General features: G+C 66.5%; 10 protein-coding genes. All 10 read left to right on the forward strand.

Going from position 1 to position 11,959, the window contains the following annotated elements:
- The first annotated feature begins 30 nt into the window (after nt 1-30).
- Genes AC3A6B_RS08955 through AC3A6B_RS09000 form a run of 10 tightly spaced genes read left to right on the forward strand, consistent with a single transcriptional unit; the run spans nt 31 to nt 11,952 of the window.
- Nucleotides 31-2,667 carry a DUF2169 family type VI secretion system accessory protein gene (locus AC3A6B_RS08955; protein ID WP_487836364.1) on the forward strand — a complete coding sequence of 879 codons (2,637 nt, stop codon included), beginning with the start codon at nt 31-33 and terminating at the stop codon, nt 2,665-2,667.
- Nucleotides 2,668-2,676: 9 nt separating this feature from the next.
- The gene (locus AC3A6B_RS08960) at nt 2,677-3,735 is read left to right on the forward strand and encodes a pentapeptide repeat-containing protein (RefSeq protein ID WP_487836365.1); all 1,059 of its coding nucleotides are present in this window, start codon (nt 2,677-2,679) and stop codon (nt 3,733-3,735) included.
- A 19-nt stretch (nt 3,736-3,754) separates the two neighbouring features.
- Nucleotides 3,755-4,390 (forward strand): DUF3540 domain-containing protein, encoded by a 636-nt coding sequence (locus AC3A6B_RS08965; RefSeq protein WP_487836366.1) that lies wholly within the window; start codon nt 3,755-3,757, stop codon nt 4,388-4,390.
- A gap of 15 nt (nt 4,391-4,405) precedes the next feature.
- Nucleotides 4,406-4,801: a DUF4150 domain-containing protein gene (locus tag AC3A6B_RS08970; RefSeq protein WP_487836367.1), complete on the forward strand. Its 396-nt coding sequence runs from the start codon at nt 4,406-4,408 to the stop codon at nt 4,799-4,801.
- A 31-nt stretch (nt 4,802-4,832) separates the two neighbouring features.
- A complete protein-coding gene (locus tag AC3A6B_RS08975; RefSeq protein WP_487836368.1) occupies nt 4,833-7,214 on the forward strand; it encodes a type VI secretion system Vgr family protein in 2,382 nt (793 codons plus the stop codon).
- A gap of 23 nt (nt 7,215-7,237) precedes the next feature.
- The gene (locus AC3A6B_RS08980; RefSeq protein WP_487836369.1) at nt 7,238-7,702 is read left to right on the forward strand and encodes a DUF6484 domain-containing protein; all 465 of its coding nucleotides are present in this window, start codon (nt 7,238-7,240) and stop codon (nt 7,700-7,702) included.
- 17 nt (nt 7,703-7,719) lie between these two features.
- Nucleotides 7,720-8,844 carry a DUF2169 family type VI secretion system accessory protein gene (locus AC3A6B_RS08985; protein WP_487836370.1) on the forward strand — a complete coding sequence of 375 codons (1,125 nt, stop codon included), beginning with the start codon at nt 7,720-7,722 and terminating at the stop codon, nt 8,842-8,844.
- Between the two features lie 2 nt (nt 8,845-8,846).
- Entirely contained in the window at nt 8,847-9,872 is a 1,026-nt protein-coding gene (locus AC3A6B_RS08990) for a hypothetical protein (protein WP_487836371.1), read from the forward strand.
- 26 nt (nt 9,873-9,898) lie between these two features.
- Nucleotides 9,899-10,975, forward strand: a complete 1,077-nt coding sequence (locus tag AC3A6B_RS08995; RefSeq protein ID WP_487836433.1) for a PAAR-like domain-containing protein — start codon at nt 9,899-9,901, stop codon at nt 10,973-10,975.
- A gap of 17 nt (nt 10,976-10,992) precedes the next feature.
- The gene (locus AC3A6B_RS09000) at nt 10,993-11,952 is read left to right on the forward strand and encodes a hypothetical protein (protein ID WP_487836372.1); all 960 of its coding nucleotides are present in this window, start codon (nt 10,993-10,995) and stop codon (nt 11,950-11,952) included.
- The last annotated feature ends 7 nt before the right edge of the window (nt 11,953-11,959 follow it).

Below are 11,959 nucleotides of genomic sequence, written 5' to 3' on the forward strand. Positions count from 1 at the left end.
GAGCCGCCGGATGCCGAGGGGATTGCGCTCATGAAAGTCTTCAAGCCGCTGACGGTCTCGCCGCTCGTGCGCTGCTTCGAGCAGCGCGGGCGCTGCTGGATGGGCGTCACGGGCCTGGTGATGGTTGACCTGGGGCGGCCGGCCAGGGTGCATCTCGAAAAGGACCTGTGGCAGTTCTGGTCCGGGCGCCCCGAGGCCGAGGCGCCGCTGGACGACGGCATCTTCCGCGCCCGCGCGGAGTACCTCGTTTCCGGCTTTGCCTATCCGCACGGCACCGACGGGCGGGCCTGCGCCGTGGCAGCGGAAGTCGGCCAGCTGCAGAAGGAACTGCTGGTGCGTGGCGAGCGCCTGTGGGAAGGCGAGCAGGCGACAGCGCCCCGCCCCTTCGAACGCATGCCGCTGCGCTGGTCCCACGCATACGGCGGCGAGGGCTTCGCAGCCAATCCGCTGGGCAAGGGCGCCGCGCCGGTGAAGGTCGACGGCACGCAGCTGCACTTCCTGCCCAACATCGAGGATCCGCGCCAGCCCTTGTCCCTGCCTTCGCAGGCCGGCACGCCGGCCGGCTTCGGCCCCATCGACCAGAGCTGGCCGCAGCGCGCGGCCTTCCATGGCCGCTATGACGAGGCCTGGCTCAAGAACGAGTTCCCGGCCATCGCCTCCGATACCGATTGGCGCTTCTTCAACATCGCGCCCGAGGACCAGCAGCAGATCGAGCCCTTCCGCGGCGACGAACGCTACGCCTTGCGCAACATGCACCCGGCCCGGCCCGTGCTCGAAGGGATGCTGCCGGGCCTGCGCGCCCGCGCCTTCGTCACCCATCGCGCGGGCGGGGAAGAGAAGTTCAAGGAAGTGCGGCTTCGGCTCAACACCCTCTGGCTCTTTCCCGATGCGGAGCGTGCGGTGCTGGCGTTCCAGGGCATGCACGAGATCGCCGAGGACGACGGGGCCGACATCGTCCATTTGATGGCCGCATTGGAATATCTGGACCAGCCGCGCCCGGCCGAGCACTACCTCGCAGTGCGCGACAAGCGGCTCGACAGGACGCACGGCGCGATCGAATCGATGCGCGAGGACGACCTGATGCCGGCCGACCTGGTGGTGCCGCTCATCGATTTCGCACCGGTCGAGAACCGGGCCCTGGCGCGCTGGCAGCAGCGGGCCGAGGCGCACCGCGCGGAAGCCCGCAAGACGGTGGAGGCCCACGGCATGGATCCGGACGACGGGCATGCCCCGGCGGTCAAGGGCCCTGCGCAGCCGGAGATCCGGTCGCTGGACGACCTCATGCAGGTGCAGCAGAAGATGGAGGCCCAGAGCGCAGCGATGCGCAAGCAGGGCGAGGAGGCCAAGGCCGCGGCGCTGCATGACATCAAGACGATCTTCGAACGCGAGAAGATGGACTTCGGCGTCATCGAGCGCGAGATGTCGGGCATGGACACGCGCGGGCCGCCGAAGCCGTTTGCCGAGGCCCTGGTGGCCAGCTTCAACGAGTTCATCGAACGCGGCAAGGCAGCCAAGGGCGACGTGTCGGAACTCGAGCAGATGGTGGTGGACCAGAAGATCCAGCGCCAGTGGCAGGACGGCGACAGGAAACAGATGATGGGTTACCGCCTGCTGGCGCACTACCAGATCCCTGCCGATCCGGTCGAGGGCGAGGCGGGGCAGGCGCTGCGTCGGCGCGTGGCGGCGCACCATGCGCAGCATCAGAGCTTCAGGAACTGGGACCTGACCGGCGCCAACCTCTCGGGCATGGACCTGAAGGGCGCCGACCTGGAGGGCGCGCTGATGGAGCGCACCAACCTGACCGGCACCAACCTCGCCGAAGCCAATCTGCAGGACGCGGTGCTCGCGCACGCCACGCTGCTGTCGACCCAATGCCAGGGCGCGAAGCTCGCGCGCGCCAACCTGGGCGGTGCACGCATCGAGAAGGCCGATTTCGCCGGTGGCGATCTGACCGACGCGATCTTCGTCAAGGCGCGCCTGCTCGACGTGAGCCTGCGCGGCGCGCGGCTGGACGGCATTCGCATCGACGACGCGGTGCTGGCCGGGCTCGATTGCAGCGGCGCCGTCAGCGAGGCGATGCTCGTCTTCTTCCGGCGCGACCTGCGCGGCTGCAGCTTCGCGCGTGCGCGCTTCAAGCAATGCGCCTTCATCGAATGCAACCTGTCCGGCGCGGACCTGTCCGACGCCGAGTTCGAGAAGTGCGGCTTCGTCAAGCTCAAGGCCGAGCGCGCCGTGTTCAAGGGCCTGCACATCGCGTCGGGCTGCTTCGCGCAGGGCTGCGCGCTCACGGGGGCCGACTTCACAGGCGCACGGCTTGCCAACATGAACTTCCGCGGCGCGGCCCTGGCGGGTGCCGTGTTTCGGGGCGCGTCCCTGCAAGGTTCGGACTTCAGCGAATGCGATCTTTCGCAGGCGGATTTCCGGCAGGCCGACGCGCGCCAGGCCCGCTTCGTGCGCGCCGGGCTGGCGCGCACACTGTTCGCGGCCGCCAACCTGATGGAGGCAGTCTTCCAACACGCCGAGCTGGACGAAACCGACTATCGGCATGCCAACCTGTTCCAGAGCGACTTCGCGCGGGTGCGCCTGGGCGCCGGGCTGCGCTTCGACGCGGCGCTGACCACGCGGATGCGCACCCTTCCGCGCCATCGGCCGCCGGCGGCGGCCTGAGAAGCAGCCATGGACAAGGCCGAGATCCTGCGCTGCGTGCAACGTGCCGAGCCCGTGATGGAGCAGGATCTCTCCGGCCTGGACCTCTCGCGGGAGGACCTGTCGGCCACCGTCTTCGATCGCTGCGTGTTCGACGGCACGCAGATGAATGGCGCGGACCTCACGGACACGCAGTTCCTCCACTGCCGCTTCGTGCGCAGCGCGATGAGCGGCTGCAATGCCTTCGGGACCGTGTTTGCCGAGTCGGCCTTCGAGCGCGTGGTGATGGACCACGCCGCGATGAAGAATGTGACCTTCTACAAGTGCGACGTTCAGGCGCTGGTGCTGAACGACGCGACGCTGGACTTCGTGAACTTCGCGCAGTGCGCTCTCCACAAGCTGCTACTGAAGAATGCCGCGCTCGAGAAGGTCACGCTGACCGACTGCGCGACCGGCGAGATCGATCTGTCGGGCGCGAAGCTGGAACGCACGGTGCTGCTGGGGTGCGACCTGCGCCAATGCCGCTTCGAAGGCGCTGCGTTTTCCACGGTCGTCTTCATCAAGTGCAACTTGGCGGGCCGCAGCTTTGCCCATCAGTCCTTCGTCAACGCGCAGTTCATGGGCGCCGACCTCAGCGGATGCGACTTCTCGCACGCGCGCATCCCGCAGGCGAACTTCCAGGGCGCCAAGGTGGTGGAGGCCAGCTTCGAGAAGGCGCACGCGCCCAATGCGATCTTCATGGAGGCCGACCTGGCGGCGGCGCGCTTCGACCATGCCGTGCTGACCCAGGCCCTGTTCGTCGGCGCCAAGGCACCGGGGGCGCGGTTCGCGTCGGCCGACCTGTACCAGAGCAACTGGACCGGCGCCATGCTGCCGGGCGCCGTGCTCAGCGGCTGCGAGCTGACCTATGCCGATTTCTCGCATGCCGACCTCACGAACGCCGACCTGCGCGGGGCGCAGATGTTCCGCGCCAGGCTGCACGCGGTGACGGACGCGGGCGCGCGATACACCGACCGGGTCCGTGCACTGGAGAGCGAACCCGAACTGCTGGCGGCCGAGCGATGGCAGCCGGTTCCCCTGACCTCATGACGATGGAGCGCGTTTGACCATGAGCACACGAGACGACCCCTTGATGCAGCTTTGCGCCATGCCCCTGCAGGGCGTCGGCACGGTGGTGTCGGTCGCGCAGGAGAGGGGCGTCTGCGCGGTCCGCACCCTGCAAGGCGAGCTGGGCGCCAGGCAAGCCGCGAGCTGCTTCCTGGCGCCGCAGGCCGGCGACCGGGTCTGGCTCGCAGGCGACCTCGAGCAGGGCCTCTACGTGACGGCGATCCTGGAGCGCAGCGAGGCCGCGCCGCCGCGCGTTTGCCTGCCGCCGGGCAGCAGCCTCGAGGTGGCGCAGGGCGCGCTGACGCTGCATGCCGACAGCCTCAGGCTGGCGAGCCGGCAGTTGTCGGTGCAGGCCGACGACGCCGCGCTCAGCGTGCAGAAGCTGACCGGCGTCGGCCGCGAGGCGGTCTGTTCCTTCGGCAGCATCAGGATCGTCAGCGAGCTCCTGGAGTCCTTTGCCGAGCGGCTGCTGCAGTTCTCGCGCTGGAGCCAGCGCACGGTCGAGGGCACGGACCAGGTGCGCGCCGGGCAGATCGACTACCGCGCGCAGCAGATGCTGCAGCTGCAGGCCGACAACCTCCTCGCCAATGCCGCCAACCTGGTCAAGGTCGACGGCGAACAGATCCACCTCGGCTGACCACGGGAGCACCACATGTTCGCCAACTGCCAACTCATGGGGACCGACACGGCCTTCCCCGACGTCTGCCTCACGCCGAGCCCAGCAGGCCCGGTGCCGATTCCCTATCCGAACATCGCGATGGGGCCGATGGCGGTGCCCAACGTGCCGACCATCCTCTTCACGGGCGCGCCGGCGCACAACATGGGTACCACCATCCCGATGACGAACGGCGACAACGCTGGGCTCGCGACCGGCGTCGCTTCGGGCATGGTGATGGGGCCGAGCCGGCATCTCACCGCTGCCTTCACCGTGCTGCTCAAGGGCATGCCGGCCACGCGCATGACCAGCATGTCGCTGCAGAACAGCACCAACGCGCCCGGCTGCCGCGTGGTGCCGAGCCAGGTGAAGGTACTGCTGCTCGCCCCCTGAACCGCAGGACCCGTAGATTGGACAACTCGCCATGGCAGAGACCTCGTTCCAGATCAAGAGCGACTCGCCCGCGGTGGACGAGTTGATGTTCTGGCGCGTGGTGGGGCACGAAGCGCTCTCGCGCCCTTCGTTCTACGAACTGGCCGTGCTCTCGAAGAACGAGAAGATCGCCGCCGAGGACATCCTCGGCCACGCCTTCGACGTCGGCATCGAGTTCCTCGATGCCGACGACGGACGGCACGAGCGCCATTGCCAGGGGCATGCGGTGCGCTTCATGCGGGCCGAGCAGGTGGGGCGCTACTTCGAATACCGCATCCGGCTGTGCTCGTGGTTCTGGCTGCTGACGCGCCGTACCAACTCGCGCATCCTGCAGGACAAGCCGGTGCTCGACGTGATCGATGCCGTTTTCGAGGACAGTCCGATCAGGGGCTTCAAGAAGACCCGGTCCGACAGCGTGATCGGCGCGCACAAGGCGCGGCGCTATTGCGTGCAGCATCAGGAGAGCGACTATCGCTTCGTCTCGCGCCTGCTGGAGGACGAGGGCATCTACTACTGGTTCGATGCGCACGACGCGCCCGGCACCATGCACCTGTCGGACGCGAGCGACGTGGCGCACGACAAGCTGCCCGCATCCGACACGCTGCGCTACATCGCGAGCGGCGTGAGCGAAGCGCGCCACAACGAGATCACGCGATGGATCAGCGCGCGCCAGCTCGACACCGGCAAGTTCGACTCGCGCGACAGCGACTTCAAGGCCATCCGGAAGCTGCTCGAAGCCAGCGGCGGCGAGCCGGACGCGCACGAGCTGGCCGATCTCGAGGCCTTCGAGTTCGCCGGCGGCTATTTCTCCGGCGACGATGCCGACGGGAAGGCCAAGGTGCGCGGCGAGGAACTCGGTGCCCGTCGCCAACGCCACTGGGCGCTGACGAGCTGGCCCGACGTAACGGTCGGCAAGACCTTCACCTTCAAGGACGACCCCGACCAGACCCGCGATGGCGACTACCTGATCGCCGGTTGCACTTTCGTCGCCAGCCACCCCGGCTACGAGAGCGTGGAGACGACGCCGGCGCGCTCGGAGTCCGTGGCCGCGCTGCTGCACGAGGCGCTGGCCGGCGACGCCGTGAATGCGGACACGCGCGACGTGTTGGAGGAACTCGTGCGCAGCACTCCGGTGCTGCGTGCGGGCACGCCGGGGGCGAGCGCCTTCCTGCTGACGGTGCTGCCGCTGGACGTGCCCTTCCGGCCGCCGCGGTTGACGCCGCGCATGGCCATGCCCGGCCCGCAGAGCGCGATCGTGGTCGGGCCGAAGGGCGAGGAGATCTACGCGGACGACTTCGGCCGCGTGAAGGTGCATTTCCACTGGGACCGCTACGACGGGAGCGACGAAAAATCGACCTGCTGGGTGCGCGTGTCGCAGCCCTGGGCCGGCAAGGGCTGGGGCGGCTACTTCATTCCGCGCATCGGCCAGGAGGTGATCGTCGACTTCCTGAACGGCGACCCGGACCGGCCGATCATCGTCGGGCGCGTGTACAACGACGACCAGCCCAAGCCCTTCGACTCGCACACGCAGAGCGGCTTCCGCACGCGCTCCACGCCCAAGGGCAGCGCCTCGAATTGCAACGAGTTCCGCTTCGACGACAAGAAAGGCAGCGAGCAGGTGTACCTGCATGCCGAGAAGAACCAGGATATCTCGGTCGAGAACGACGAGACGCACTCGGTCGGCCACGACCGCACGAAAACCATCGACCACGACGAGACCACGCACGTCAAGCACGACCGCACGGAGACCGTGGACAACAACGAGACGATCACGATCGGCGTGAACCGCACGGAGGAGGTCGGCAGCAACGAGGACATCACGATCGGTGTCAACCGGACCGAGAAGGTGGGAGCGAATGAAACGATCACGATCGGGGCCAATCGCAGCATCAGCGTCGGCGCGAGCGAAACGGCGACGGTGGCGCTGCAGCGGACGCACAGCGTGGGCGTGAACGAAACGATCTCGGTCGGCGCGGCGCAGGAGATCACCGTAGGCGCGATGCAGGCCGTGACGGTGGGTGCGAGCCAGACCGTCAACGTCGGTGCCAATCAATCGACCAGCGTGGGCTCGAACCGCTCGGTCGATGTGGGGTCGAATCTGTCGACCAGCATCGGCAAGAACGAGTCGCGCTCTGTTGGCGAGGGGCGCACGGCCAGCGTGGGCAAGGACGACGCGCTGACAGTCGGCAAGAACCTGGTCATCAGTGCGGGTGACTCGGTCTCGATCACGACCGGCAGTGCCAGCATCACGATGAAGAAGGACGGAACCATCGTCATCAAGGGCAAGGACATCACGGTGGAGGGCTCGGGGAAGATCAACGTGAAGGCGAGCAGCGACATCGTGATGAAGGGTTCGAAGATCCTGCAGAACTAATGGGGATCAACGGAGGTGGAACCATGAGCGCCAGAGATTCGATCGAACAACAGTTGTCGGCAGCGCCGCGTGTGGTGGTGGGCGAACTGATCGCGATCGCGGACGAGGGCTGCACGCCGCTGGTGCTCTTTCCGGGCCAGCCGGGCAGCGCTGCCGTGCGTGCGCGCACCGTGGTCGATCTGCATGGCGCCCACATCGGGCACTCCGTGGTGCTGATGTTCGAGGGCGGCGACGCGAGCCGTCCCATCGTGATGGGCGTGCTACGCCAGGCGGGGGGCTGGCCGCTCGCCGAGTCGCCGGCGCAAGTCGAGGTGGATGCAAACGGCGAGCGCATGATCGTCAGCGCCAAGGAGCAACTGGTGCTTCGCTGCGGCAAGGCCAGCGTCACGCTCACCAAGGCGGGCAAGGTGCTGATCCAGGGCAGCTATGTATCGAGCCGTTCCACTGGCGTGAACCGCGTCAAGGGCGGTTCGGTGCAGTTGAACTGAACCGGCGGGGCAAAGCTATGGAGTTGATCAATGCCACCCGCATGGTCGCCGGCTACACCATGGGCCTGGAGCCTAGCGGGCGCGAGCTGCTGGTGGTGGTCATCAAGGGGACCTTCCGCTTCCCGCAACCCGGCGATCCGGCCGGGCACTTCGCATTGCACGAGACGCAACTCCCCTTGGTGATGGCAGACACCTTCACCGGTGCGCCGGGCTTTTCGGCGCCGGTGTACGAGGTGGACTTCGCGCCGCGCAAACCGCGCTGCGACATCCTGCTGCTGGGGAGTGCGTATGCGCCGCAGGGCCGGCCCGCGACGCGCGTCGAGGTCGGTGTGCGTGTGGGCCACTGGAGCAAAGCACTCGCGGCCATCGGGCCGCGGCACTGGGAATGCGGATTGGTCAACGCCACCACGACCGCGCCTGGCGCGTTCGTGAGGCAGCCGATCTCCTACGACGTAGCATTCGGCGGCACCGATCTGTTGCACGACGACCCGTCGGAGCACGCCGCCTTCATGCCCAATCCGGTCGGTCGCGGCTTTCACAAGCACATCCGCATGGACTGGGTCGAGGGCTCGCCCCTGTCGTCCACCGAAGAGATCGACCGCAGCGTGCGCGACCCTGGCGGGGACTATCGACCAATGGCCTTCGGCCCCGTCGGTCGCGGCTGGGATCCACGCTATCGCTTCGCAGGCACCTACGACGATGAGTGGCTGGAGAAGCACTTTCCTTTTCTGCCGCCGGATTTCGACGAACTGTATTTCCAGGCCGCTCCGCTGGACCAGCAAGTGCCGCTGCAATACTTTCAAAGCGGACCGACCGAAGTGCTGCTGGCCAACTTGACGCCCGAAGGGCTGACGCGTTTCACCATCCCCCACCTTGTCGCGCCGGTGCACGTATTCCCCAAACGCGGGGAGCGCGAGGACTACACGGCGGCGCTGGACACGGTGGTGATCGAGCCTGACGCCGAACGCTTCAGCTTGACCTGGCGCGTCGCGCGGCCGCTGAAGAAGAACATGCTCGAGATTGCGCAGGTGCTGGTGGGCAGGAAGGGGCGAGAGTGGTGGCAGCGGCGGGATGCTGTTCCTTTCCCGATTCCGATCGTTGCGGTTCCCGCGGGGAATCCGGACTCTGTCGAGACGGCTTGACCATGTCCTCTCTCCTTATCGCCATTCAGCGCACGGGTCTGGTGACCAGCGTGGGCCTTTCTGCGCCGGCGGCGTGCGCGGCGATCCGGGCCAAGCTCAAGAACCCGAGCGAAACCAGATTCATCGATTCGGCTGGGGAATGGATCATGGCGCACCAGGTGCCGCTGGAGCAGTCGTGGCGCGGGCTCGCCAAGCTCGGGCACATGGCCGCTATGGCGATCGAAGAGTGTCTGGCCGATGTGCCGCGCGAGGAATGGTCCAGCATCCCGCTGCTGCTGTGCGTCGCCGAGCGTGATCGGCCGGGCCGCGTGGAGGGCCTGGACGATCGGCTGTTCGTCGATTTGCAGCGCGCGCTCGGCATCGAGTTCGCCGTTGGCTCCGCCATCGTCGCTCATGGACGCGTGGGCATGGCCATTGCGCTGATGCAGGCGCGCAGCCTGATTCACGAGCGCAAGCTGCGGCACGTACTCGTCGCAGCGACCGACAGCCTGTTGAGCTGGCCGACGCTCAGCCACTACGAGCGCAACGATCGACTGCTCACCGCGAGAAATTCCGACGGATTCATGCCCGGAGAGGGTGCCGGGGCGCTGCTTCTGGCGCCGCCCGGCGGCCAGCCCGAGCTCTTGTGCACGGGAATCGGCTTCGGCGTCGAAACCGCTCCTATCGGCTCCGAGGAGCCGCTGCGCGCAGACGGACTGGCTATGGCAATCAGGTTCGCGACAGACGAGGCAGGCTGCCAGGTGCACGACCTCGACTTCCGCATCGCGGATGTCTCGGGCGAACAGTACTACTTCAAGGAAGCGGCACTTGCACTGTCGCGCACCCTCCGGCAGCGCAAGGAGGCTTTCGACATCTGGCATCCTGCCGAATGCACCGGGGAGGCCGGCGCGTTGTCGGGAGCCTCTCAGATCGCGCTGGCGGATGCGGCTTGCCGCAAGGCCTATGCGCCGGGCGTCAACATCCTCACGCACATGGCCGGCGATGCCGGCCAGCGCGCTGCCGCCGTGTTGCGCTTCGGGGTGGCGTGATGGGCAATCAGGTCTATGCCAACGAGATGGAGGTGTCGTGCAAGGCGGCCGACGGCAAATCCATATGCGCCTTTCCCGACAGCTGTTTCACGCCGCCGCTGACGCCGGCTACACCGCCCGGCACGCCTCTTCCCTATCCGAACACGGCGATGGCATCCGATGCGAGCGAAGGATCCAGCACCGTGAAGATCTCCGGGCAGGAGGTGATGCTCAAGAACAAGTCGTACTTCAAGAGGAGTTCGGGCGACGAGGCCGGTTGTGCGCCGAAGAAGGGCGTCGTGACCAGCACGAACATGGGAAAGGCGTACTTCAACGCCTGGTCGATGGATGTGATGGTGGAGGGCGAGAACGTTGTGCGCCATCTCGACTTGATGACGCACAACCACGCTTCGGTTCCGGGCAACACCGCGACCTGGCCTTACCTGGACGCGATGACCGGCCCCGAGAAGGAAAAGGCTTGCGGCGACGAGATGGAGGAGGTCAAGGACAAGTGCAAGAACTGCGAGACCACCAAGCACGCGGACAAGGACTGCCCTCACATCTACGCGAACGGGTCGAAGAACAGCGGCTATCGAGATCAGCCGTGCGTCAAGGCCAAGCGCTGCATGCTGGTCCCATACTCGCGGCAGGACAACAAGAAGGGGGGGTGCTGCCCGGGACAGACCGCGCATCATCTAGTTCCCAAGCACCATTTTCCCGCCAGCGAGTTTCCGGGCTATGACGAAGGCGACGCGCCCTGCGTCTGCGCCGAGGGCTATTCATGGCACCGGAACTGCAAGGCACCTTTCAACAAGGCCGACAAGACGCACCCGGACCTGCACGACATCCAGGATGCCGCGGAACGGGATGCCATCAACACAGTCGAGTCCTTGGCGGCCGGCGGCGAGGATGTGGGCAATCGAACGGCCGACCACGCGGCCAGCTATGGAGAGACCCGGGACCAGGCCATCGACGCCCACCAGCAGTGCTTTCCGGACAACGATCCGCCCTGCAGTGAGAAGTGCCTGGCCGCCCAGCTCAATGCCTACCATCGGCAGAAGTCGGTAGGGGTGCGGGACGGCACGCTGGTGCACACGAAGCGGGTCGGGGCGGCCGAAGATTGATGCAAAGGGCACATGCCATGGCAGTTTCGAAAGACTTCTCGATCTCCGGCAGCGTCCTGCTCGATGGGCGAGTTCTTGCGCCGGACCACTATGCATTCGTCGCGCACCGCGAGCATGAACTGCAGAAGGGGTCGTATCGATGCCAAGTCATCGAATACAGGGCCGGGCAATGGCAATTGCTGGCAACCTGGCCATGGCAGGCAGTGGCCATCGAAGTTGTCGGCGAGGCAGTCCCGCTGACATTCGAGGTACTCGGACGTGATGGTCAGGTCGGGACCGTGGTCGGCGGTGTCCAGACCGAAACGCACATCGATACAGGAAGGGCCGTTGGCCCCTTCCGCGGGCTGCGACTGCTGCACGACACGCTCTTCGCATACGGAATGAAGCGTGAGGTGTACTGGCGCGATCCGTCGGGAGCCTGGATCAGGCTTGCCAAGGGGTTCGAAGCGCCCGGGCCGAACCGAAGGATGACCATTGCAGAGCGCATGAAAGCGCGCGTCGGGAACGTCGGCGGCATCAACGCGGTGGCCAGGGATGCGTCGGGTTACCTCGTCGCGGTCGGCATGCGTGGGGAGATCTGGCGCTTTGTGGTCGACGAGTGGAAACCGATCGACAGCCCGACGAATCTGATGTTGAAGGACATGGTCGAGCTGGACGACGGGACCTTGTTCGTATGCGGTCAGCTGGGTACGTTGATTCGGAGCGATGTGGACCGTTGGGAGACGGTGAGCTACGAAGGACCACAGAAGCTGGACTTCTGTTCCATTGGCTGGTTCTCGGGCGCTCTTTATCTGGCAGATGGCCACTCATTGAGAGTCCTGGTGGGTGACGAGCTGAGACTCGTCGATCACGGACGCGAAGACATCGTTCCTTGTGCCGTCGTTGTCGCCAGCCCGCAGCGCTTGTTGTCCCTGGCCGGGCAGGAGGTCTGGGAAACCGCAGACGGATTGCGCTGGAACTGCATCCTGGGTGGATGACAGGTCG

The organism is Variovorax sp. Soil_C_33, assembly GCF_057656935.1.

Coding starts and splice junctions, on each gene's coding strand:
- AC3A6B_RS08955 (WP_487836364.1), top strand. CDS start 31: ATGAAAGTCTTCAAGCCGCTGACGGTCTCGCCGCTCGTGCGCTGCTTC.
- AC3A6B_RS08960 (WP_487836365.1), top strand. CDS start 2,677: ATGGACAAGGCCGAGATCCTGCGCTGCGTGCAACGTGCCGAGCCCGTG.
- AC3A6B_RS08965 (WP_487836366.1), top strand. CDS start 3,755: ATGAGCACACGAGACGACCCCTTGATGCAGCTTTGCGCCATGCCCCTG.
- AC3A6B_RS08970 (WP_487836367.1), top strand. CDS start 4,406: ATGTTCGCCAACTGCCAACTCATGGGGACCGACACGGCCTTCCCCGAC.
- AC3A6B_RS08975 (WP_487836368.1), top strand. CDS start 4,833: ATGGCAGAGACCTCGTTCCAGATCAAGAGCGACTCGCCCGCGGTGGAC.
- AC3A6B_RS08980 (WP_487836369.1), top strand. CDS start 7,238: ATGAGCGCCAGAGATTCGATCGAACAACAGTTGTCGGCAGCGCCGCGT.
- AC3A6B_RS08985 (WP_487836370.1), top strand. CDS start 7,720: ATGGAGTTGATCAATGCCACCCGCATGGTCGCCGGCTACACCATGGGC.
- AC3A6B_RS08990 (WP_487836371.1), top strand. CDS start 8,847: ATGTCCTCTCTCCTTATCGCCATTCAGCGCACGGGTCTGGTGACCAGC.
- AC3A6B_RS08995 (WP_487836433.1), top strand. CDS start 9,899: ATGGAGGTGTCGTGCAAGGCGGCCGACGGCAAATCCATATGCGCCTTT.
- AC3A6B_RS09000 (WP_487836372.1), top strand. CDS start 10,993: ATGGCAGTTTCGAAAGACTTCTCGATCTCCGGCAGCGTCCTGCTCGAT.